This window comes from Rhodococcus maanshanensis NBRC 100610 (assembly GCF_001894865.1).
In the GTDB taxonomy this organism is placed as follows: Bacteria; Actinomycetota; Actinomycetes; order Mycobacteriales; family Mycobacteriaceae; genus Rhodococcus_G; species Rhodococcus_G maanshanensis.
This window is the reverse complement of the sequence record NZ_BCXA01000005.1, coordinates 171,622-198,150: the sequence shown is the minus strand read 5'-3', so window position 1 is coordinate 198,150 and position 26,529 is coordinate 171,622. Positions and strand designations below refer to the sequence as shown.

Genomic DNA, 26,529 nt, shown 5'->3' with positions numbered 1-26,529 from the left:
CCTAGCGTATCTTCTCAGGGCGGCGTGCCGCTGCCGCGGCGTTCGCGCCGCGGGCGGCCCGCCGCCGTTTTTGTGATCAGTGTTACTGCTTTCGGAGGACCTGTTGTCTGCTGCGGAACTGACTCGATCGATCTCCGCTCTCGCGTCGGACCGACCGGACACGGTCGTCGTGTCCGTGGACGGTATGTCGGCGACCTATCGGGAGCTGGACGAGCGGATGCAGCTGCTGGCCGGCCCGCTGGCCGACCGGGGAATGGACGCCGACGGGATCGTGTCGGTGGTGCTCACCGGCCTCGTGCCGACGATCGTGGCCGCCGAGGGCGGGATCGGCGCGGTGCTCGACCGGATCCGCAGCGACGCGGCCGAGTTGGCGCCAGGCGGACCGGATGCGAGTGCGCCGACCCTGGTCTCGCTCTTCGACGAACAGGTGTCCCGCACGCCTGACTCGGTCGCGCTGACGTTCGACGGCGAGTCACTGACGTACGCGGAGTTCGACGCGCGGGCGAACCGGCTCGCACGTCGACTCATCGCCGAGGGCGTCGGAGCCGAATCCCTTGTCGCGCTCGCCATGCGCCGGTCCTTCGACCTACTCATCGGCATGTACGCGGTCATCAAGGCGGGTGGTGGATACGTGCCCGTCGATCCGGACCAGCCCGCCGACCGGATCAACCACATCCTCGATGTCGCCGCCCCGGTCTGCGTCCTCACCACCTCACGCGACGGGTTCACGGCGGAGGGTCTCGTCCTCGACATCGACACCCTCGACCTCTCGGGTCTCCCGGGAACCCCCGTCACCGACGAGGACCGGGGCCGGCGGATCGACCCCTCGGGCATCGCGTACGTGATCTTCACATCGGGGTCCACCGGGAAGCCCAAGGGCGTCGGGATCGCCCATTCCGCGATCGTGAATCGACTGCTGTGGATGCAGGCCGAGTACCGGCTCGGTCCGGACGACGTGGTGCTGCAGAAGACTCCGGCCACGTTCGACGTGTCGGTGTGGGAGTTGTTCTGGCCGTTGCAGACCGGTGCGCGCATGGTGATCGCGAAGCCCGACGGCCACCGAGACCCCCTCTACCTATCGCGGGTCGTACTCGCCGAGTCCGTCACGACCGCGCACTTCGTGCCGTCGATGTTGGCGGTGTTCGCCGCGGAGCCCACGGTGCACACGTGTGTGTCGTTGCGGCAGATCTTCGCCTCCGGGGAGGCGCTCCCTCCCCAGACCGCCGAGGCACTGAGGGAGGTTCTGCCGCTGGCGCGGCTGCACAACCTCTACGGCCCAACCGAGGCCGCCGTGGATGTGACCTATCACGAGGTGACGGAGGCCGACACCGTCACGGTTCCCATCGGTGCCGCGGTGTGGAACACCGGGCTCCATGTCCTCGATCAACGACTGCACCAGGTCCCGAACGGGGTGGCGGGAGAGCTGTACCTCGCGGGCGTTCAGCTCGCGCGCGGGTACGTCGGACGGGCGGAACTGACCGCCGAGCGGTTCGTCGCGAACCCGTTCGAGCCGTCCGGCGAACGGATGTATCGCACCGGTGACCTGGTGCGCCGGGCCAACAACGGCGAGCTGGAGTACATCGGCCGCAACGACTTCCAGGTCAAGCTCCGCGGTCTGAGGATCGAGCTCGGTGAGATCGAGACCGCCCTGCTGGCGCATTCCGCGGTGTCCCAGGCGGTGGCGCTCGTCTGGGACGGCGCAGACGCCGAACAACACCTCATCGCGTACCTGGTGGGAACCGCCGGTGTCGCACCCGATGTCGAGGAGGTCCGCGAGTCGCTTCGACTGTCGTTGCCGGAGTACATGATCCCGGAAGCGATGGTGGTACTCGACGAGCTGCCGGTTACCGCACACGGCAAGCTCGATCGACGGGCACTGCCGGATCCGTCGCTGGACACCCATCGCGCCGAGTACCGGGAGCCGTCGACGCCAGCGGAGGTCGCGGTCGCGGAGGTGTTCGCGGAGATTCTCGGGGCCGAGCGGGTTGGCGCCGACGACTCGTTCTTCGACCTCGGTGGCAACTCCCTGTCCGCCGCGCGGGTGGTCGCGCGGGTGAACGCGGCGCTCGGCTCGGACGTGAGCCTGCGCGAGGTGTTCGACGCGCCGAGCGTGGCCGGTCTCGCGGAGCTGGCGGCCGGCAGTGCAGGCACAGGGCGGGCCCGACCCGAGCTGGTCGCTGCCGTGCGCCCTGAGCGGCTCCCGTTGTCGCTGGCTCAGTCCCGGATGTGGTTCATCAACCAGTTCGACACCGCCTCGCCCGCATACAACCTGCCGCTCGGTATCCGGTTGACCGGTGCGCTGGACGCCCAGGCCCTTGCGGCGGCGGTGACGAGTGTCCTCGATCGGCACGAGTCGCTTCGCACGGTGTTCCCGGACGACGGGCACGGCCCGCGCCAGGTGGTGCTGCCTGCGGACGGCCTCGACCTCGACCTGGTGCCCATCCCGGTGCGGGACGAGGCCGAGCTCGTGTCCCGCCTCGGTGGACTCGCGTCGCAGGGATTCGACGTCACTGTCGAGATCCCGGTTCGTCCCACGCTTTTCGAGATCAGCGCGACCGAGCACGTGTTGCTGTTCCTGGTTCACCACATCGCGGCGGATGGCGCGTCGATGGCGCCGCTGGCGCGCGATGTCGTGGCCGCGTACGCCGCCTTCGCTCAGGGTGTCGGTCCCGATCGTGCGCCGCTCGAGGTGCAGTACGCGGACTTCGCGATCTGGCAGCGCGAGCTGCTCGGCGAGGAGGGCGATTCCGACTCGCTGCTGGCCCGTCAGGTCGGCTACTGGGTGAACGAGCTCGACGGCATCCCGGACCTGCTGACCCTGCCGACGGATCGGCCGCGGCCGGCGGTGCAGTCGATGCGCGGCGACCGGTTCGGGTTCGAGATCGACGCCGACCTGCACGAGCGGTTGCGCGCGCTGGCACAGCAGCACGAGGCCACCCTGTTCACCGCAACGCACGCGGCATTCGCCGTCCTGTTGTCCAAGCTGTCCGGCACCGACGACATCGTGGTCGGCACGCCGGTGGCCGGTCGCGGTGAGGCCGCGCTCGACGACCTGGTCGGCATGTTCGTCAACACGCTCGCGCTGCGGACCGTCGTGAACCCGGCAGGATCGTTCGCCGAGTTGCTCACCGACACACGAGAATCGGACCTCGGTGCCCTCGTGCACGCGGACGTGCCGTTCGAGCGACTGGTGGAGATCCTGGCGCCGGAGCGCTCGACCGCGCATTCGCCGATCTTCCAGGTCGTGATGTCGCTCGAGAACAACGAGCCCGCGGTGGTGGAGCTGCCCGGATTGACGGTGAGCCCGGTCGACAGCGGCGTCGCGTTCGCCAAGTTCGATCTCCAGCTCGTGCTAGGAGAGAAGCCAGACGGCCCGGGGATGACCGGCGAGTTCGTCTTCGCCACCGACCTGTTCGACGCCGAGACCGTCCGGACCATGTCCGAGCGTTTCGTCCGGCTGCTGGATGCGCTCACCGCGGACCCGACCGCGCCGGTCGGCGACCTGGAGATCGTCAGCGCCACGGAGCGGGCCGCGCTCGCCCCGGTCGCAGGCCCGGCGGGCGAGGAGCCCATCGCGCTGCCGGACCTGCTGGCCGCGGCGGCCGCCGACCGTGACGCGATCGCCCTGATGTTCGGCGACGTCGCGCTGACCTACGGCGACCTCGACGACCGCTCCAACGCATTGGCCCGAGTTCTGATCGGCCGAGGTGTGGGACCGGAGTCGTTTGTCGCGCTGGCTCTCTCGCGCTCGATCGAGTCCCAGATCGCGTTGTGGGCGGTGGCCAAGTCCGGCGCCGCCTTCGTGCCGATGGATCCCGCGTACCCGATCGACCGGCTCGAACACATGGTGAAGGATTCGGGCGCGGTCCTGGGTCTGACCGTCGCCGACAGCGTGGCAGGGCTGCCTGCCGCCACCTGGCTGGTCCTCGACGACCCCGGCTTCGTCGCCGACTGGGACCGGCAGTCCACTGTGACGGTCACCGACGCGGACCGCGTCGCCCCGGTCGATGTGGCTCAGGCCGCGTACGTGATCTACACCTCCGGCTCGACAGGGATGCCCAAGGGTGTGGTGGTCCCGCATGCCGGCCTGGCGAACTTCGCGGTGGAGGAACGCGCCCGCTACGGGGTGAGCCCTGGGGACCGCGTGCTGCACTCGTCGTCCCCGAGCTTTGATGCCTCGATCCTCGAGCTGCTGATGGCGGTGGGCGCGGGCGCCACCCTGGTGATCGTTCCGTCAACCGTGTACGGCGGCATCGAGCTCGCCGAGATCATCGTCGGCGCGGGGGTGACCCATGCCTTCATGACGCCGTCCGCGGCCGCCGCTCTGCCCGTCACGGGGCTGGATCCGCTGCGGGTGCTGGTGCTCGGCGGCGAGGCGATGACCGCGGACCTGGTTGCGCGCTGGGCTTCCCGGGTACGGCTCTACAACGCCTACGGGCCCACCGAGGCGACCGTCATGGTCGCCTCCGGAGATCCGATCGCCCCCGGCGATGCGATCACCATCGGCGGCCCGATCCGGGGCGTGAACGCCCTGGTGCTCGACGCGCGGTTGCGGCCGGTTCCCGTCGGTGTCGCCGGCGAGCTCTACATCGCCGGCACACAGGTCGCTCGCGGCTACCACACCCGCGCGGCGCTCACGGCTGACCGGTTCGTCGCCGATCCGTTTGGTCCGGCGGGGAAGCGGATGTACCGCACCGGTGACGTGGTGCGGTGGGTCGACCGGTCGGCTGCCGGCGATCTGTCCGACCTGGTGATCGAGTACGTGGGACGCAGTGACTTCCAGGTGAAGGTTCGCGGCTTCCGTATCGAGCTCGGCGAGATCGATGCGGCGCTGTCGGCACACGGTTCGCTCGACTTCGCGATGACCATCGGTCGCACCGGGCCCTCGGGCGCAACGGTGTTGGTGTCCTACGTGATGGGCGCCGGCGACGTGGATGCGGACGCCCTCAAGGAGTTCGTGGGACGGTCGCTGCCCGCGCACATGGTCCCGTCGGCGATCGTTGTGCTCGATGAGATCCCGATGACGGTGGGCGGCAAGCTCGATCGGAAGGCGCTGCCGGAACCGGACTTCGGTTCGTCGGCGGAATCGTATGTGGCGCCGGCGAACCCGATGGAGGAGCTGCTCGCCGGCCTGTTCGCCGAGGTGCTCAACGTTGCCAGGGTGTCCGTGGTCGACTCGTTCTTCGCGCTGGGCGGCGACAGCATCGTCTCGATCCAGCTGGTGGCGCGCGCGAAGGCCGCCGGCGTCGTGATCAAGGCACGGGACGTGTTCGAGCGCAAGACCGTCGCCGGCCTCGCCGAGGTGGCCACGATGGCCGCCGACGGCGCCGGAACTGTGGTGCTCGAGGAGCTGCCGGGCGGTGGCGTCGGTGAGATGCCGCTGCTGCCGGTGGCCCGATGGGCGCACGAGCGCGGCGCGGCCGCCCGGTTCTCGCAGGCCGTGCTGCTCACGGCGCCCAAGGGGATCGATCGCGCCACCCTCGCAGGCACGGTCCAGGCGATTCTCGACCAGCACGACATGCTGCGAGCCGAGCTGGTGCCGGGTGCCGACCTGCTGCGCACCGGCGCGGCAGGCGCCGTGGTGGCAGATCCACTGATCACCCGGGTCGAGTTCGACGGCGAGAGCCTTCCCGGCACAGCCGGATTCGAGCGGCTTGCGGCGACGGCCCTCGACGCGGCAGCGGACCGTCTCGACCCCGTCGCCGGGGTGATGGTCCAGGTCGTCTGGTTCGACCCGGCGCCAGGAGCCGGGGAGGTCAACGGGCGCATCCTCGTGGTGCTGCACCACCTCGTGGTGGACGGCGTGTCCTGGCGCCTGCTGGTGCCCGCGTTCGCCGCCGCCTGGGGACAGTTGGTGGCGGGTGTCGAACCGACGGCGGAGCCGGCCGCGACCTCGGCTCGCCGCTGGGCCCACGCGCTGGCCGACGAGGCGCTCACCGACCGGCGGATCGCCGAGCTCGGGCACTGGCGCGCGGTGACCGCGGAATCCGAGGCGCCGCTGGGTGCCCGGCCGCTGGATCGGGCAGTCGACACCATGGACACGGTCGAGTCGATCACGGCGGAACTGCCCACCGACACCACCGAGGCGCTGCTGACCGCCGTGCCCGCCAAGTTCCGTGGCGGCGCACAGGACGGACTGCTGGCCGCGCTCGCGCTCGCCGTTGCGCGGTGGCGCCGCGCTCGCGGCCAGGAGGGCACCAGCGCGGGGATCACCCTCGAGGGCCACGGGCGTGAGGAGCAGGTGATCCCGGGCGCGGACCTCTCGCGCACGGTCGGCTGGTTCACCAGCGTGTACCCGGTTCGTCTCGACCTGGCCGGAATCGACCTCGACGATGCCTTCGCGGCCGGACCGGGCGCAGGCGCCGCGGTCAAGGCCGTCAAGGAGCAGCTGCTCGCGGTGCCGGACAACGGCATCGGCTACGGCCTGCTGCGGTACCTCAACCCGACGACCGCCGCGGAGCTGGGTTCCGCCGCGGAGCCGCAGATCACCTTCAACTACCTCGGTCGATTCGGAACCGACGAGATGTCGGACGAGATCCGTTCGCTCGGCTGGATCCCCGTCACCGACGGCGGATCCCTTGGCGGTGCAACCGATCCCGCGATGGCGGCCGCGTCCGCGCTCGATGTCAACGCATCGGTGCTCGCCGGCGGTGGGCTGTCGATGACGCTGAGCTATCCGCGAGGTGTGCTGACCAGGGGAGAGGTCTCGGAACTGGCGGAACTGTGGCGGGAGGCGCTGACCGCGATCGCGCGGCACGCCCGCTCCGAGGAATCGGGCGGGCTCACCCCGTCCGACGTCCCGCTGGTCGAGCTCACCCAGGCCCAGATCGACGGGTTCGAGCGGCGCTACCCGGGCCTCGAGGACATCTGGTCGCTGTCCCCGCTCCAGCACGGGCTGCTCTTCCACGCGTTGCTCGCCGAGGGCGTGCCCGGCGTCCTTGACGTCTACACCGCGCAGTTCTCGCTGAACTTCGCCGGGACCTTCGACGCGGATCGGCTCGGCCGGGCGGCGGATCGGCTGCTGGTGCGGTACCCGAACCTGCGGGCCGGCTTCGTCGTCGACGAGGCGTCGGGCTCGCTGCAGGTGGTGACCGCGCCGAGTCGTGTCCCCGTGACGGTGCACGAGGTGGGTGCGCTGGACGAATCCGCCCGCGACGCCGAACGGCGCCGCATCCTCGACGCGGATCAGGCCGCGGGCTTCGACATGGCGGCGCCACCGCTGCTGCGCCTGACCGTGCTGCGGGCAGGTGACGAGAGCTGGCAGCTGCTGGTGACCAACCACCACGTGATCCTCGACGGCTGGTCGACGCCGCTGGTGATCCGCGAGCTGCTCACCCTGTACGCCCTCGGCGGCGACGACGCCGTGTTGCCGCGGCCGCGGTCTTACCGCGATTACCTCGACTGGCTGTTCCGGCAGGACCGGGACGAGTCGTTGCGGATCTGGGGCGAGGCACTGGCCGGTATCGACGGGCCCACCCTGCTGGCCCCCGAGGTGGCGGGGGCCGCACACGCCGCCGCGCCCGGCAAGATCGAGCTCGCCCTCTCCGCCGAGCAGACCGCGCGGGCACAGGCGCTCGCAGGCGAGCTGGGCGTCACGCTCAACACCCTCGTGCAGAGTGCCTGGGCCCTCGTGCTGGGAATGCTCAGCGGCCGCGGCACTGTCGTGTTCGGCGCCACCGTCTCCGGCCGACCGGCCGCGCTGGCCGGGGTCGAGGAGATGGCGGGTCTGTTCATCAACACCATCCCGGTGGCGGTGCGGCTCGACCCGGCCGAGAGCGTGCGCGGGCTGCTCACCCGCGTACAGGCAGAGCAGGCGGACCTGCTCGACCACCACTACATGGGGCTCACCGACATCCACAAGGTGGCCGGTGATGCGGCGCAGTTCGACACCGCGGTGATCTTCGAGTCCTATCCGCTCGACACCTCAGGGGTCGGCGGCGACGTCGACATCGCCGGGTCGCGGCTGCTGGGCGTGGACTCCACCGCCGCCAGCCACTTCCCGCTCTCGGTGATCGCGGCAACCAGCGCGGACCGGCTGCACGTCGCAGTCGAGTTCCAGCACGAGGCCTTCGACGAGGCCACGGCGACAGCGCACCTGAACCGCCTGCTGGATCTGCTCGACCGGATGGTGACGGCACCCGATGCCGCTCTTGCGCAGGTGCCGCTGGTCTCGGACGCGGAGCGGGCGCTGCTCGACTCGGACAACCGCACCGAGCTGGCCCGCACGTCCGAGACGCTGCTCGAGCGGATCGACGCGCGCGTGGCACAGGATCCGGGCGCCCCGGCGGTTGTCGAGGGCGGCGTGACGATCAGCCGTGGCGAACTGGATCGGCGCGCGAACCTGCTTGCACACGAACTGATCGCGCTTGGCGTCGGGATCGACGACGTGGTGGCACTGGTGCTGCCGCGGTCGGTGGACTGGGTGGTCGGCATGCTGGCCGCGTGGAAGGTCGGCTCGGCCTACCTGCCGGTCGACACGAAGGCGCCGTCGGACCGGATCGCGGCCATCCTCGAGGACTGCGATGTGGCGGCCGTGGTGACCGCGCGGGCGTGGACCGACGAGATCGGGTACACCGGGCCGGTGGTGCGGCTCGACGACCCGACCACCCGGGCGCGGCTGTCCGATCGCTCGGAGTCCGCCCCGCCGAACCGCTGGCTCGAGCCGGGGGCGGGCGATCGCCTGGCCTACGTGATCACCACCTCGGGTTCCACCGGTCGGCCGAAGCCGACCCTGGTGCCGATGGCCGGCGTCCTCAACACCGCAGAGTGGTATCGCGGTGAGATCCGGCTCGCGCCGGGTGACGGTGCGCTGGTGGCGAATTCGCCGGTGTTCGACCAGACGCAGAAGAACGTGTGGGTGGCGTTGTCCGACGGTGGCGTGCAGTACCTGGCCGCGGACCCCTTCGACCCGGTCGAGATCCTGGAGATCATCGGCGGCGGCTCGGTGGTCAACGCGAACATGGCGCCGAGCGCCTTCGGCGCGCTGCTCGACGCGGACACCGATCAGCGGGTGCTGCCGCGGCTGCGGTCGCTGCACCTGGGCGGCGAGTCCTTCAACCTGGCCCGGCTCGCACACCTCGAGGCCGCGGGCACCCGGTTGCACAACAACTACGGGCCGACCGAGGCCACCGACATGGTCACCGATCACCGGTTGCGGTCGGTGACCACCGGCTACCCGGACGGCCGGGTCCCGATCGGAACGGCGCTGCCGAACTACGAGCTGTATGTGCTCGATCAGCACCTGCGCCTTGTGCCCCCCGGTGTACCCGGCGAGCTGTACATCGGTGGTGTCGGCTTGGCCCGCGGCTACGGAAACCGCTTCGCGCTCACCGCGTCCCGGTTCGTGGCGAACCCGTTCCGCGGTGGCGGCGAGCGGATGTACCAGTCCGGGGACGTCGTGTGGTGGAACACGGACGGCGAGCTCGAGTACGTCGGCCGCACCGACTTCCAGGTCAAGATCCGAGGCCTGCGGGTCGAACTCGGCGAGATCGAGGCGGCGCTGCTCGCCGACCCGCGGGTGGGCCGGGTCGCGGTGGTGGTGAAGACCACCGTCACCGGGATCGACCGGTTGGTCGCCTACGTGGTGCCGGCGGGCGGATCCGAGGGCCTCGCCGAGGCGGTGGTCGAGGTGGCCGGGCGCGCGCTGCCCGACTACATGGTCCCGTCGGCGGTCGTGGTGCTCGACGAGATCCCGTTGACGCCAAGCGGAAAGCTGGACCGCAAGGCCTTGCCGGACCCCGAGTTCGGCGGCTCCGAGGCGGACCACGTCGACCCGGTCGGCGCGACCGAGGAGGCCATCGCCGCCGTCTACGGCGAGCTGCTCGGGCTGGACCGGGTCTCGGCCACGGACAGCTTCTTCACGCTCGGCGGCGACTCGCTGGTCGCCACAAGGGCCGTCGCGCGGGTCAATGCGGCCACCGGGGCCACGTTGCGGCTGCGGGACCTGTACGAGGCGCCCACGGTCGCCGAGCTTGCCGCCCGGGTGAACGCGGCGGGCGCATCCGGTGCGGACCGCCCGGCGCTGGCGCCTCGGCCGCGGACCGGCCGGATCCCGCTCTCGCTGGCGCAGCAGCGCATGTGGTTCCTCAACCAGTTCGACACCGCGTCGGCGGTCTACAACGTGCCGATGGCCATCCGGCTGTCCGGCCGGGTCGACCTCGACGCGATGCGCGCCGCGCTCGCCGACGTGCTGGGTCGGCACGAGTCGTTGCGCACGGTGTTCCCGGACAGCGTGGACGGTCCCCACCAGGTGATCGTGGATGCCGACGGGGTCGACATCGAGGTAGACGTCGTCGCGGCCACAGAGGCGGACCTGGCCGAGCAGATGCTCGCCTTCGCCTCGCGTGGCTTCGACGTCACCGCGGAGATCCCGTGGCGGGTCCGGATCTTCGAGATCGGGGCGGTCGAGCACGTGCTGCTGATCTCGACGCATCACATCTCGTCCGACGGCTCCTCGGTGGCGCCGCTCGCGCGCGACCTCGTCACCGCCTACGTCGCGCGCGCCGCGGGCACCGCGCCGCAGTGGGCGCCGCTCGAGGTGCAGTACGCCGACTTCAGCCTCTGGCAACGCGAGGTGCTCGGTGACGAGTCCGACCCGGACTCGGTGCTCGCCAAGCAGATCGGGTTCTGGCGCGACCGTCTTGCCGGCCTTCCCGAACTGCTCGAACTGCCCACCGACCGGGTCCGGCCCGCGTCGCCGTCCTACCGTGGCGAGTCCGTCGAGTTCACCGTCGGGGCCGAGCTGCACCGCGGCCTGCGCGAGCTGGCCCGCACACACGACGCCAGCCTCTTCATGGTGGTGCACGCGGCGTTCGCGGTGCTGCTCGAGCGGCTCAGCGGCCAGCAGGACATCGCCATCGGCAGCCCCATCGCCGGTCGCGGCGAGCGGGCACTCGACGACCTCGTCGGCATGTTCGTCAACACCCTGGTGCTGCGCACCCGGATCGATCCCGATCAGACGTTCGCCGATCTGCTCGCCGATGTCCGGTCGGACGACGTGGACGCCTTCGGTCACGCCGACATCCCGTTCGAACGGCTCGTCGAGGCGCTCGAGGTGCCCCGGTCCACCGCACACCAGCCGCTCTTCCAGGTGGCGCTGTCGATGGCGAACACCGAGCGGGCAACGCTCGAGCTGCCCGATCTCGAGGTGGGCGAGCTCGCGGCACCCCTCACCGTCGCGAAGTTCGATCTGCAGCTCAGCCTCGGCGAGAACCCCGACACCGACGGCGCTGCCGCCGGGATCACGGCGGTGCTCGACTACGCCACCGACCTGTTCGATCCCGACACCGCCCGCTCGTTCGCCGAGCGTCTGGTCCGGATACTCGAGGCGGTGGTGGCCGAGCCGACCAAGCCCGTCGGCGATATCGGGGTCCTCTCGGCGGCCGAACGCGGCGAGCTGACCGCCTCGGCACCAGTGGAGGCGGGCCCCGTCACCCTGGCCGAGCTGCTGACCCTGAGTGTGAGGCTGCACCCCGATGACATCGCACTGGTCTTCGGCGACATCGAGTGGTCGTACCGCGAGCTCGACGAGCGTGCCAACCGGCTTGCCCGCGAGCTGATCGCTCGCGGCGCGGCGCCCGACACCGTCGTCGCGTTCGCGCTGCGCCGATCGCTGGAATCGGTGCTCGCGATCTGGGCGATCGCCAAGACCGGCGCCGCCTACATGCCGGTGGACCCGCGCTATCCGGTGGAGCGGATCGCGGAGATGTTCGGCGACGCCGATCCGATTGCGGTGCTCACGATCGGCGAGCATCTCGACCGGCTGCCGGCATCCGTTGCGGCCGTGGTGCTCGATGATCCCGAGACCGTCAGCGCGGTGGCCGCGCGTCCCTGCGGCGCGATGACCGAGAGCGACCTGCTCGGCGCGGTACACGTCGACCAGATCGCGTACGTCATCTACACGTCGGGTTCGACCGGTAAGCCGAAGGGCGTGCTGGTGCCGCATCGCGGCCTGTCCACTCTCGCGACCGACATCATCCGGCTGTACGAGACGACCCGCGACTCGCGCCAGTTGCACGTGTGTGCGCCGAACTTCGACGCCTCCGTCGGCGAGCTGATCGCCGCGTTCGGCGTTGGCGCGACCCTTGTGGTCGCCCCGGCCGATGTGTTCGGCGGCGAGGAGCTCGCCGAACTGATCGGCAGGCAGGGCGTCACCGGCATGGTGATCACCCCGAACGCGCTCGCCACGGTCGATCCGGCCGGGCTGGACTCGTTGCGTACGGTGATCGTCGGCGGTGACGTGTGTACCCCCGAGCTGGCCGCGCGCTGGTCGCCGGGGCGCACCTTCCGCAATGCCTACGGCCCCACCGAGGCCACCGTCATCGTCACCGCCACGGCTCCGCTGGTGGCGGGGGAGCCGGTGACCATCGGTGCGCCGATGGGCGGCGTGTCCGCATTCGTGCTCGACTCACGGTTGCGGCCCGTGCCGCGCGGGGTGCTCGGCGAGCTCTATCTCGCCGGACCCGACCTGGCCCGTGGCTACCACGACCGGTTCGCGATCACCGCGGATCGGTTCGTGGCGAACCCGTACGGCCCCGCGGGCAGCCGGATGTACCGCACCGGTGACGTGGTGCGCTGGGTCACGCGGGCGAGCGAAGCGACGGGGGATGTCACCGCCGAGCTGGAGTACGTCGGCCGCAGCGACTTCCAGGTGAAGGTCCGCGGCCTGCGCGTCGAGCTCGGCGAGATCGACAGTGTGCTCGGTGCGCACGAGAGCGTCGAGTTCGTGGCCACCGTGCCGCACGTGCTGCCGACCGGCACCACCGTGCTGGTCGCCTATGTGCTGCCCGCGGCCGGCCACGACCTGGATCCCACCGTGCTGACCGCATTCGCGTCCGAGCGGCTGCCCGTTCACATGGTGCCGGGCACCTACGTCCGGTTGGGCGCGATCCCGCTGACGTCCAACGGCAAGCTCGACCGTAAGGGTCTGCCGGAGCCGGTGTTCGAGCAGTCCGGTGAGTTCGTGGCCCCGCGCAATCCGATCGAGGAGGTCGTCGCGGGGGTCTTCGCGGACGTGCTCGGTGTGGACCGGGTGTCGGTGGGGGAGGACTTCTTCGACGCCGGTGGCAACTCGCTGGTCGCGACCCGGGTGATCGCCCGGGTGAACGCGGCGCTCGGAGTCCGGTTGGGTGTGCGTGAGCTGTTCGACGCGCCCACCGTTGCGGCGCTCGCGGTGGCCGCGGCGTCGGCCGCCGGCCGCGACGGCGACAGGCCCGCGCTGGTGGCCGGGCCGCGCCCCGATCGGGTGCCGCTGTCGATGGCGCAGAAGCGGATCTGGTTCCTCAACCAATTCGACACCGCCTCGGCCGCGTACAACATCCCGCTCGGGGTCCGGCTGACCGGCGACCTCGATGTCGATGCGCTGCACCGCGCCCTCGGGGACGTGCTCGCTCGTCATGAGTCGCTGCGCACGGTGTTCCCTTCGGACGGCGACGCTCCCCATCAGGTCATCCGGTCGGTGGAGGACTCCGCGATCGGCCTCGAGCTCATCCGGACCGCGGAATCGGATCTGATGCCGCGGGCGATCGAGTTCGCCCGCCGCGGCTTCGACGTCAGCGCCGAACTGCCGGTGCGCGCAATGCTGTTCGAGGTGGAGGGCCCCGACGCGCCGACCGCGCGCGACCACATCCTGATGGTCGTGGTCCATCACATCAGCGCCGACGGCGCGTCGATGGCGCCGCTGGCCCGCGATGTCATGCTCGCCTATGTCGCCCGTTCGCAGGGTCAGGCGCCGCAGTGGGAGCCGCTCGCGGTGCAGTATGCGGACTTCGCGCTGTGGCAGCGGGAGGCCCTCGGCGCCGAGACCGATCCCGACTCGGTGATCTCGAACCAGGTGGCCCACTGGCGCGAAACGCTGGACGGGTTGCCCGATCTGCTCGAGCTGCCGACGGACCGGCCGCGCCCGGCCGTGCAGTCGCTCGCAGGCGAACGCCATGAGTTCGCGGTGCCCGCGGAACTGGCGCTGCAGGTGGACCGGCTCGCCCGCGCGAGCGGCGCGACCCCGTTCATGGTGATGCAGGCCGCCTATGCGGTGCTGTTGGCGCACCTGTCCGGTACCGGTGACATCGCCGTGGGCACAGCGGTGGCCGGTCGCGGTGAGGAGGCCCTCGACCCGATCGTGGGCATGTTCGTCAACACGTTGGTGCTGAGGACGCGGGTCGATTCGGGTGCTTCCTTCGAGTCGGTGTTGGAGTCGGTTCGCGAGGGAGACTTGCGGGCGTTCTCGCATGCGGATCTGCCGTTCGAGCGGTTGGTGGAGATCCTCGATCCGCCGCGGTCCACGGCGCACGCGCCGCTGGTGCAGGTCTCGTTCGGGTTCGAGAACATGGACAGTCCGGTCTTCGAGCTGCCCGGGCTCACGGTCGCCGCGATGCCGGCCGACCTCGGGCAGGCGAAGAACGACCTGGAGCTGGCCTTCAGCCGGCACGGCGAGGCAGACGACGCGGCCGAGCTGCGGGGCACCTTCGTGTACGCGACCGCGCTGTTCGACCGTGTCACGGTCGAGCGGATGGCCCGGCGGTACGTCCGGATCCTCGAGGCGGTCGTCGCTGATCCGGGTGTGGTCGTGGGTGATCTGGATCTGCTCGACGCGGGTGAGCGTGAGCGGATGTTGGTGGAGTTCAACCGGACGCGGGTGCCGGTGGAGCAGACCACGCTGGTGGAGTTGCTGGACCGCTCCGTGTTGCGCAACCCCGATGCGCCGGCGATGACGTTCGAGGATTTGACGTTGACGTACGCGGAGTTCGATGCGCGGGTGAATCGTCTTGCGCGTCATCTGATCTCGTTGGGTGTGGGGCCGGAGGACCGGGTGGTCCTGGCGGCGCGGCGCTCGATGGAGATGCTGGTCGGGATGTACGCGGTGATGAAGGCCGGTGGTGCGTATGTGCCGCTCGATCCGGACCAGCCCGCGGACCGGATCGAGCGGGTGCTCTCCCTCTCACGCCCGGTCTGTGTGCTGACCACCCCGCGGGACCAGACGGCACTGCCTGCCGATGTGCAGGTCGTCGAGATCGACAGGGTCGACGTGGCGCACCTGGCGGCCACGCCGATCACCGATGCCGAGCGGGTGCGCCCGCTGCACCGGGCCAACCCGGCCTACGTGATCTTCACGTCGGGTTCGACCGGTGTGCCCAAGGGCGTGTCGGTCAGCCATGCGGCGATCGTCAACCAGCTCAGCTGGTTCATCGGCGAGTACGAGATGACCGCGGACGATGTGGTGATCCAGAAGACGCCGACGGTGTTCGATCCGTCGGTGTGGGAGCTGTTCGTCCCGTTCGTCGTCGGCGGACACCTGGTGATCGCCAAGCCCGAGGGACACCGTGACGCGGAGTACCTGATCGAGCTGTCCCGCCGCCATGGCGCCACGGTGCTCGGCTTCGTGCCGTCCATGCTCGCGGCGTTCCTGTCGGGTCCGGAGCTGGCCTTCCCGCCGTCGGTGCGGGCGCTCCAGCTGGCTGGCGAGGCGTTGAGCCCGGAGCTGGCGACGCGCACGATGCGGGCGTCGGACGTGCGGATCAACAACGCCTATGGTCCGGCCGAGACGACGTTGACGTCGGTGCACTACTGGGCGGACGGCTCGGAGACGACCACGATGCCGATCGGCATCCCGGTGTGGAACTCGCAGGCCTACGTCCTCGACGAGCGTCTGCACCCGGTCGCCCCCGGGGTCAGGGGTGAGCTGTATCTGTCGGGCGGTCAGGTGGCTCGCGGCTATCACGATCGGCCTGCTCTGACGGCGGAGCGGTTCGTCGCGAACCCGTTCGCCGCGGAGCCGGGTGCGGTCATGTACCGCACCGGTGACGTCGCCAGGTGGTCGAGCACTGGACAGCTGGAGTATTTGGGCCGCACGGACTTCCAGGTCAAACTCCGCGGCCAGCGGATCGAGCTCGGCGAGATCGAATCGGCACTGCTGGAGCAGCCGTCGGTCGAGCAGGCGGTCGTGGTGGCCGCGGACACCGAACGCGGCAAGCGGCTCGTCGCCTATGTGGTCGGATCCGGTGTCGAGACGTCCGCTCTGCAGTCCGTGCTGGCGGCAGCCCTGCCCGGTTACATGGTTCCGGATGCGATCGTGGTCCTCGAGCAGATGCCGGTGACCGGGAACGGCAAGTTGGATCGTAAGGCGTTGCCGGCACCGGACTTCGGTGGCGACGAGCATGCGTATGTGGCGCCGCGGACCCCGAGCGAGGAGGCCCTCGCCGCGGTGTTCGCGGAGGTACTCGGTGTGGATCGGGTGAGCGTGGAGGAGTCGTTCTTCGCGCTCGGCGGTGACAGCATCATGTCCATCCAGCTGGTCACGAGGGCCAAGGCGGCCGGGCTGTGGCTGACCGCACGGCAGGTCTTCGAGCATCGCACCGTCGCCGCCCTGGCGACCGTGGCCGAGGACGACAGCGCCCGCACCCGGGTGCTCGACGAGCTGCCAGGCGGCGGTGTCGGGGAGTTCCCTGCGACGCCGATCATGGCCGAGTTCGCCGAGCGTGGCGGATTGCTGCGCCGGTTCTCGCAGTCCAACATGGTGACCCTGCCCGCAGGCATCACCGCCGATGTCCTCGAGGCGACCGTGCAGGCCGTCCTCGACCGCCACGACGCGCTGCGGATGCGTTGGCACGCGGACGGTTCCGGCGGAACCGTGGCGGAACCCGGCGGCCTCGCGGCCGCCGAGGTGATCAGGCGGATCGACCTGGACACGGCCCCCGGCGACGAGGCATACGCGTCCTCGATCCGGGCCGAGTTCGAGGCCGCCGCCGACCGGCTCGACCCGGTCGCAGGCGTCGTCGCCCAGTTCGTGTGGTTCGCCCCGGCGGACCAGGCGGCGAACGGGCGCCTGCTCATGGTCGTGCACCACCTGGCGGTGGACGGCGTGTCCTGGCGGATCCTGTTGCCGGACTTCGCGTCCGCATGGGGTCAGATCCACTCCGGCGCGCAGCCGGAGCTCGCCCCAACGGGTACCTCGCTGCGCCGCTGGGCGCACGGCCTCGTCGAGGCCGCGGCCGGTCGGCGCGGGGAGCTCGCGCACTGGCGCGAGGTGCAGGGCGGCGACGACCCGGTGCTCGGTTCCCGGGCCGTCGACCCCGAGATCGACGTCGTCGAGACCAGCAGGACCGTCCGCGTCGAGGCGTCCGCCGAGACCACCGAGGCCATGCTCACCTCGGTACCGGAGACCTTCCGCGGCTCCGTCAACGACGGGCTGCTGGCCGCGCTGGCGCTGGCGGTGGCGCGGTGGCGCGCCGATCGCGGCGTGCAGGCCCCGGCCGCCCTGGTCGGGCTCGAGGGCCACGGCCGCGAGGAGGAGACCGTGCCGGGCGCGGACCTGTCCCGCACGGTCGGCTGGTTCACCTCCCTGTTCCCCGTCCGCCTCGACGTGGCCGAGATCGACATCGTGGCCGCCTTCGACGGCGGTGCGTCGACGGTCGAGCTGGTCAAGTCGGTCAAGGAACAGCTGCGCCAGGTTCCCGACAAGGGCATCGGCTACGGACTCCTGCGTCACCTCGACGCGGAGGGATCCGTGGCCCTCGCGGGCGGTAACGCCCCGCAGATCGGCTTCAACTACCTGGGCCGGGCCGGATCCGTCGAGATCACCGACGAGATGCGTTCGTTCGGCTGGGTCCCTGCGGGTGACGACGTCGAGCTCGGCTCCGCACTCGACCCGCGGATGCCGGTGACCGCCCTCGACATCAACGCGGTCGTCCAGCACGTCGATGGCCGCGAACGGCTCACCGCCGCTTGGGCTTTCCCGACCGGGGTGCTGTCGGAGGCCGAGGTCGACGAGCTCGCGCGGCTGTGGGTGGCGGCGCTCGACGCCGTGGCCAGGGCCGTCGACGCGCCCGGCGCGGAGGGGCAGACGCCGTCGGACCTTCCACTGGTGTCGCTCACCCAGCGCCAGATCGACGGATACCGGCAGCGTTTCCCGGCGCTGCGCGACATCTGGTCGCTGTCGCCGCTGCAGTACGGCATGTACTTCCACGCCAGCCTCGCCGAGGGTGTCGCGGTCGACGTGTACACCGCGCAGATGGTGATGGGGCTGGCAGGCGACGTCGACGCCGAGCGGATGCGCCGGGCCGGCCAGGCCCTGATCGACCGGCACGAGACCTTCCGCACGGCATTCGTCACCGATGACAGCGGTGTGGCGGTACAGGTGCTGCTCGACCGCGCCGAGCTGCCGTTCCAGGTGCTCGACCTGTCGCAGTTCGACCCGGTGGGGCAGGACGCGGAGCGGGCCCGGCTGGCCGCCGAGGACCGGGAGCGTCCGTTCGACCTGTCGGCGCCGCCGCTGATGCGGTTCCTGCTGCTGCGCCTGGCGCCGCAGCGGTACGAGCTGATCGTGATGACCCACCACATGGTCACCGACGGCTGGTCCACCCCGCTGATCATCAAGGAACTGCTGTTCCTGTACCTGACCGACGGGGACGCCCGTGCACTGCCGTCGGCCAGGACCTACCGGGACTACCTGGCCTGGCTCGGCGACCGGGACCTGCCGTCCTCGCGCCGGGTGTGGGCGGACACGCTCGCCGGTGTGGAGGGCTCGACCCTGCTCGTCTCCGGGGATCGGGGCCGCACCCAGACCTCGACGACCGGCCACCACGAGCTGGACCTGTCCGTCGAGTCGACCACCAGCGCGACCGCGCTGGCGCGGGAGCTCGGGGTCACCCCGAACACCCTCGTCCAGGTGGCCTGGTCGATCGTGCTCGCCGGGCTCACCGGCCGCGACGACGTCGTCTTCGGCGCCACCGTCTCGGGCAGGCCGCCCGAGATCGACGGTGTCGAGTCGATGATCGGCCTGTTCATCAACACGCTGCCGGTACGCGCGACGCTGCGGCCGGCCGAGACCGTGGCAGGGCTGCTCGGCCGCATCCAGCGCGAGCAGGCCGACTTGCTCGACCACCACTTCGTTGGCCTGGCCGACATCCAGCGGCAGGCAGGCGATGCCGCGATGTTCGACACCCTGGTGGTGTTCGAGTCGTACCCGGTCGACATGGCGGGCGCGACGTCGGAGACCGACATCGCAGGCATGCGGGTCGCAGGCGTCTCCGGTGTCGACGCCGCGCACTACCCGGTGGCGTTGACGGTCAGCCTCGGCGAGACGCTGCACCTGAAGTTCATGCACGTGACCGAGCTGGTCGACGCGCGGCAGATCGCCGCGCTCGCCGACCGGTTCGTCCGCGTGCTCGACCAGATGGTGGCCGAGCCGTCGGCGCGGGTGGCCGCGCTGGCGGTGACCTCAGCCGAGGAGCGGGCCGTGCTGGCCCCGGTGGCCGGCCTCCCGTCGGTCGCGCAGACGACCCTGCCCGAGCTGCTGACCGCCGCGGCCGCCGACCGGAGCCGGGTGGCCCTCGTGCACGGTGGCGACGGCAGCGAGATGACCTACGGTGAGCTCGACGACCGGTCGAACGCGCTGGCGCGGTTGCTGATCGACCGCGGGGCCGGCCCGGAGACCTTCGTCGCGTACGCGCTGCCGCGGTCGATCGCCGCGCAGGTGGTCGTGTGGGCGATCGCGAAGACCGGCGCGACCTTCGTGCCGCTCGACATCAAGTACCCGGCCGATCGCATCGAGCACATGGTCACCGACTCCGGCGCGCTGGTCGGGATCACCGACCGGGCGCACGTCGACGCCCTGCCCGGCGGGGTGGACTGGCTGCTGCTCGACGACCCGGCCTTCGAGGCCGAGCTCGGCCGGTACCCGTCCACGCCGGTCACCGATGCCGACCGGCGTGCACCGCTGCACACCGGACACGGGGCGTACATGGTGTACACCTCCGGGTCGACCGGCAAGCCGAAGGGCGTGCTCGTCACGCACACCGGCCTGGCGGACTTCGCGCGCCAGCAGCGCGAGCACTACTCGATCACGGCCTCCTCGCGGACCCTGCACTTCGCCTCGCCGAGCTTCGACGGTGCGGTGCTCGAGCTGCTGCTCGCGGTCGGGGCGGGGGCGACCATGGTGATCGTGCCGACCGGCATCGTCGGTGGACAGGAGCTGGCCGACCAGCTGCGGCGGCACCGGGTGACGCACGGCTTCGTGACCACCGCGGCGCTGGGCACCGTCGACCCGACCGGTCTGGACGAGTTCACCAATGTCGCGGTCGGCGGCGAGGCGGTGTCCGCCGAGCTGATCGCCAAGTGGGCGCCGGGCCGCAACCTGTTCGACGTCTACGGCCCGACCGAGACGTCGATGGTCATCACCATGAGCCCGCCCACCGTTCCAGGGGAGCGGATCACCATCGGCGGCCCGATCCGGGGTGCCGATGCCCTGGTCCTCGACTCCATGCTCCGGCCGGTACCCGTTGGCGTGTCCGGCGAGCTCTACTTCGCCGGACCGGCCCTGGCCCGCGGCTACCACAACCGGTTCGATCTGACTGCGGATCGCTTCGTGGCCAACCCCTTTGGACCGGCCGGCTCGCGGATGTACCGCACCGGCGACGTGGTCCGTTGGGTCGACGGGCACGGTCCCGACTCCGGCAATGCCGGCGGACTCGAGATCGAGTACGTCGGGCGCAGCGACTTCCAGCTGAAGATCCGCGGCTTCCGCATCGAGCTCGGCGAGATCGACGGTGTGCTGTCCGCGCACCCCGCAGTCGACACGGCTGTGACCCTGGGCCGCACCGGTCCGTCCGGGGCGACGCTGCTCGTCGCGTATGTGGTGCCGGCCCCCGGTCGGAGCGTCGATGCCGGCGAGCTGACCGCGCACGTCGGCCAGAGCCTGCCCACCCACATGGTCCCGGCCGCGGTGGTGGTCTTGGACGCGATCCCGTTGACAGTCAACGGCAAGGTCGACCGCAGGGCGCTGCCCGACCCGGACTTCGGGTCGGCCGTCGAGGATCACGTGGCGCCCGCGACGGAGACCGAGCGGGTGCTCGCCGAGCTGTTCGCGGAGGTGCTCGGCGTCGAGCGCGTCGGTGTCACCGATTCGTTCTTCGAGCTGGGCGGCGACTCGATCGTCTCCATCCAGCTGGTGGCCCGCGCCAAGGCGGCCGGACTGCGGCTGCGCACCCGTGATGTGTTCGAGCACCGGACGGTCGCGGCGCTGGCGCAGGTCGTCGCCCCGATCGCCGACACTGCCGCGGAGACCCTCGCCGAGCTGCCGGGAGGCGGCGTCGGCGACATGCCGCTGACCCCGATCATGCGGTGGATGACCGAACGCCAGGGCGGCCACGACCGGCTGCTCATGCCCGCCTACCTGGCCCTGCCCGCAGGTATCGACCGGGCCGGGCTCGTGGCCACCCTTTCCGCGGTCGTGCAGCGGCACGACATGCTGCGTGCGGCGATCCCGCCGGTCGAGGGCGAGCCGATCCTGCGGGTCGCCGAGGAGGTCGACGTCGACGGACTGCTCAGCCGGGTGGAGTTCGGTCCGGACGCGCTGCCCGGCACCGCCGGGTTCGATGCGTTGGCCGGGCCGGCGCTGGAATCCGCGGCCGCCGAGCTGAACCTGACCACGGGCGACGTCGCGCGGTATGTCTGGTTCGACCCGGCCCCCGGCACCGACGCGGTCGGCCGCCTGCTGCTCGTCGTGCACCACCTGGTGGTCGACGGGGTGTCCTGGCGGTTGCTGGTCGGCGACCTGTTCACCGCCTGGCAGGCGATCGCGGCCGGTGACGCGCCCGAGCCTGCCCCGGTCGCGACCTCCATGCGGCGATGGGCGCACGCCCTCGCCGAGGAGGCCGTCCGCCCGGCCCGCGAGGCCGAGCTGGACCACTGGACCGCGGTGGTCGAGGCCGAGGATCCGCTCCTGACCGAGCGGCCCCTCGACCCGAGCCGTGACCTGTTCGCCGACGTCGCGGAGGTGAGTGTCGAGCTCACCCCCGAGACCACCGACGCCCTGCTCACCGCCGTGCCCGCGGCGGTACGGGGCGGGGTCGACGACGGCCTGCTGACCGTGCTGGCCCTCGCCGTCGTGGCGTGGCGCGAGCGGCGCGGAGTGGCGGGCAGCTCGGCGCTGATCAAGCTCGAGGGTCACGGCCGTGAGGAGGACGTGGTCCCGGGTGCCGACCTGTCGCGCACCGTCGGCTGGTTCACCAGCATGTACCCCGTGCGGCTCGACCTCGACGGCATCGACGCGGCGGCGGCACTGGCCGGCGGCGCGGCCGTCGGTGACGCGCTCAAGTCGGTCAAGGAGCAGCTGCGGGCGGTGCCGGACAAGGGCATCGGCTACGGACTGCTGCGGTACCTGAACCCGCGCACGGCCCCGGCGCTGGCCGGGCACCCGTTGCCGCAGATCGGCTTCAACTACCTGGGCCGCATGGGTGGCGGCGAGGACCAGGCTGTGGGGACCCCGGTCGGCTGGCTGCCTGCCCCGGCCGGCGAGCTGTCGGTCTCGGCGGCTCCCGATCCGGACCTGCCTGCCGCCGCGGCGATCGACATCAACGCCGAGGTCAGCGGTGACCGGCTGACGGCCCGATTCGCCTTCCCGCAGGGTCTGCTTACGCGGGACGAGGTGGACGAGTTCGCGCAGCTGTGGGCGCGTGCGGCACAGGCCGTGGTCGCATGGGCGGTGCCGGCCGAGGGGCAGCGCCGGCAGGTGTTCACCCCGTCGGACCTGCCGTTGGTGCGGATCGGCCAGGCCGAGATCGACCGGCTCGAGCGCCGCTACCCGTCACTCGAGGACGTGTGGTCCCTGACCCCGCTGCAGCAGGGCATGGTCTTCCACGCCACCCTGGCGGAGAGCTCGACCTCGCTCGACGTCTACACCTCGCAGGTGGTCGTCAACCTCGGCGGCATCGTCGACGCGGACCGGATGCGGGCCGCCGCGCAGGCGCTGGTGGACCGGCACCCGAACCTTCGGGCCGGGTTCGTCCACGACGAGGACGGCAACCCGCTGCAGGTCGTCGTTGGCCGCGCCGAGGTCGCCTTCCGGTCGATCGACGTGGCCGGGCTGCCGGAGGCCGAGGCCGCCGAGCGGCTGCGACAGGTCCGCGCGGATGACCGCAATGCGCGGTTCGATCTGGCGGCACCCCCGCTGGTGCGGCTGTCGTTGGTGCACACCGCCGCCGACCGGTACGAGCTGGTGCTCACCACTCACCACCTGCTGGTGGACGGGTGGTCGATGCCGCTGATCTTCCGGGACCTGGTGGCGCTGTACGCAACCCGCGGCGACGCCTCGGCGTTCCCGCCCGCACGCTCCTACCGGGAGTTCCTGGCGTGGCTCGGGGCACAGGATGCGGAAGCCTCCCTCGATGCCTGGACGCGGTCGCTGGCAGGCACCGAGGACCCGACGCTGCTGGCACCGGAGGACCGGGGTCGCGAGCAGTCGTCGATGCCCGAGGTGCTGACGCTCGACCTGGACGGCCGGCGCACCGGCGCGCTCGAGTCCCTGTCACGGGACCTCGGCGTCACCCTCAACACGGTGGTGCAGGCGGCGTGGGGCCTGGTGCTCTCGCGCCTGGTCGGCCGTGACGACGTCGTGTTCGGTGCGACTGTCTCGGGTCGCCCGGCCGCGCTGCCGGGTGTCGAGTCGATGGTCGGCATGTTCATCAACACGCTGCCAGTCCGGGTGCGGCTCGACCGCGGCGAGACGCTGCGCGAGCTGCTGTCGCGGGTGCAGCTGGAGCAGTCCGAGCTGCTCGAGCATCATCACGTGGGCCTGCCGGAGATCCAGCAGCGGGCGGGCGGCGGTGCCGTGTTCGACACGATCACGGTGTTCGAGTCCTACCCGGTGGACGCGACCTCGGCCGGCGGCGACGGCGATATCGACGGCATGCGGTTGCTCGGGGTCGAGGGCGTGGACGCGAACACCTTCCCGCTCTCGCTGTACATCGAGCAGGGCGAGGGGCTGGAGATCCAGGCCAAGTACCTGCCGGATGTGTTCGGGCGGGAGCAGATGCAGTCGGTGATCGACCGTATCGATCGCGTGCTCGCGCGCCTCGTGGACGCTCCGGAGAGCACGGTCGCCCAGCTGGAGGTCCTCTCCGGTGCCGAGTTGGCCCGGCTCGACGAGCTCAACGCGACCGATCACGAGATCCCGGCGGCGACGTTGGCCGATCTCTTCGATGCCCAGGTGGTACGGACGCCGGATGCGGTGGCGCTGGTGTTCGAGGGTGAGGAGCTCACCTACGCGGAGTTCGATGCGCGGGCGAACCGGTTGGCCCGTCACCTGATCGAGATGGGTGTCGGCCCGGAATCGATGGTGGGCCTGGGGATCCGGCGTTCGTTGGATCTGATGGTCGGGATGTACGCGATCGTGAAGGCGGGCGGCGCGTATGTGCCGATCGATCCAGATCATCCGGCGGAGCGCACGAACTATGTGCTGGAGACGGCCGACCCGGTGTGTGTGCTGAGCACACGGCGTGACCGGATCGATGTCGATCCGCGTTTCGAGGTCGTCGAGATCGACCTGCTCGACACCTCGGGATACGACGACGCCCCGGTGACCGATGCGGACCGTCGGGCCCCGCTGCATCTGGACAACTCGGCGTACGTGATGTTCACGTCGGGTTCGACCGGTAAGCCGAAGGGCGTGGTCGTCACGCATCGGGCGATCGTGAACCAGTTGGTGTGGAAGCAGTCCGAGTACGGACTGGGCACCGACGACGTGGTGCTGCAGCAGATCGCGATGACGTTCGACGTCTCGGTGTGGGAGTTCTTCTGGGGCTTGCAGAATGGTGCCCGCCTGGTGATCGCCAAGCCGGACGGTCACAAGGACCCGTCGTACCTCGCGGAGGTCATCGCCGAGCACGGTGTCACCACGGCGACGTTCGTGCCGTCGCCGCTGGGTGTGTTCGTCGCGGTGGCCGACGCGCCGTCGTTGCGGACCCTGCGGCGGGCGTTTGTGATCGGTGAGGCGTTGCCGCCGGAGACGGCGGCGCGGTGGCGTGAGCTGACCGACGCGGGCCTGCACAACATGTACGGGCCGACGGAGGCGGCGGTGTCGGTGACGAACTGGGAGGCGCGTGCGGAGGACACGGTCACGACGCCGATCGGTTTGCCGCAGTGGAACGTCCAGGTGCACGTGCTCGACGCCGGTTTGCGGCCGACTCCGGCCGGGGTGGCGGGTGAGCTGTATCTGGCGGGTCCGCAGCTGGCGCGCGGGTATCTGACGCGGCCGGGGATCTCCTCGGATCGCTTCGTGGCGAACCCGTTCGGCGGTTCGGGTGAGCGGATGTACCGGACCGGTGACCTGGTTCGGCGCCGCGGGGATGGGGTGCTCGAGTACATCGGGCGTACCGATTTCCAGGTGAAGCTGCGTGGTCAGCGCATCGAGCTCGAGGAGATCGAGTCGGCCGTGCTCGGACACACCTCGGTGCTGCAGACCGCGGTGCTGGTCGTACAGGACGAGCGCACGGGTGACCAGCTGGTCTCGTATGTGGTTCCCGAGGACGGTCGAGAGGTCGACGGCGAGGAGCTCAAGCGCTTCGTCGGCGGCGCGCTGCCCGCCTACATGGTGCCGAACGCCGTGGTCGTGCTCGACGAGTTCCCGCTGAACGCCAGCGGCAAGCTCGACCGCAAGCTGCTGCCGGTGCCGGAGTTCTCCGACGCGGGCGAGTACCGGGCACCTAGCTCTGCCACCGAGGCCACCGTCGCGGGGGTGCTCGCGGAGGTGCTCGGCCTGGAGCGGGTGTCGGTGGACGCGTCCTTCTTCGACCTGGGCGGCAACTCGCTGACCGCGACCCGGGTGATGGCGCGGCTCGCCGAAGAGCTCGGGGTCACGGTGCCGCTGCGGGCGGTGTTCATGGATCCGACGGCGGCAGGCATCGCCGCGGCGATCGAGGGTGACGCCGATGGTGCGGCCGGTGAGGCGGGCATGTTCGACGTGCTGCTGCCGATCCGCACCGCCGGGGACCGGCCGCCGGTGTTCGTGGTGCACCCCGTGCTCGGGCTCTCGTGGGCGTACTCGGCGTTGTCGTCGGTGCTCGACCCGCGGATTCCGATCTATGGCCTGCAGTCGCCTGCCGCGTCCGGGGACACAGCGCTGCCGGGCTCGATCGAGGGGATCGCGGAGCGGTACGTGACGGAGATCCGGTCGGTCCAACCGGAGGGACCGTACCGGCTGGTCGGCTGGTCGCTCGGCGGCGTGATCGCACACGCGATGGCGGTGCGGTTGCAGGCCGACGGTCAGCAGGTGGAACGGCTGGTGATGCTCGACAGCTTCGCCGGCGACGCCGCCGATCAGCTCGGTGAGCAGGCGGTGACCGCGGAGGAGATCCTCGGTGGCTTCGGCATCGCGGGTGCGGCAGAGCTGGATCCTGAGTCGGCGTCGATCGATGAGGTGCTGGCGTTGTTGCGGGAGTCGACGGGTGGGCCGTTGTCGGCGGTGTCGGAGGACTGGCTGCGGCAGATGGTGGCGTCGGCGACGAACTCGATCGAGTTGATGCACCGGTATGTGCCGCCGACCGTCGACGGGGACATGGTGTTGTTCACCGCGGCGCACGGCCGAGAGGACGACTCCGTCGCGGCGCGCTCCTGGGCGGGTGCGGTGTCCGGTTCGGTTCGGCACAGGTCGGTGCACACCACGCACTGGGCCATGCTCTCGCCCGAGGCGCTCGCGGAGATCGGCCCGGTCCTGCGGGAACTGATGTCGGGCCCCGTCGAGTAGTCCGTGTGTCCCGC

General features: G+C 70.9%; 1 protein-coding gene. It reads left to right on the top strand.

Going from position 1 to position 26,529, the window contains the following annotated elements:
• Positions 1–103: 103 nt before the first annotated feature.
• The gene (locus tag RM1_RS03585) at positions 104–26,515 is read left to right on the top strand and encodes a non-ribosomal peptide synthetase (protein ID WP_169922281.1); all 26,412 of its coding nucleotides are present in this window, start codon (positions 104–106) and stop codon (positions 26,513–26,515) included.
• Positions 26,516–26,529: the final 14 nt, after the last annotated feature.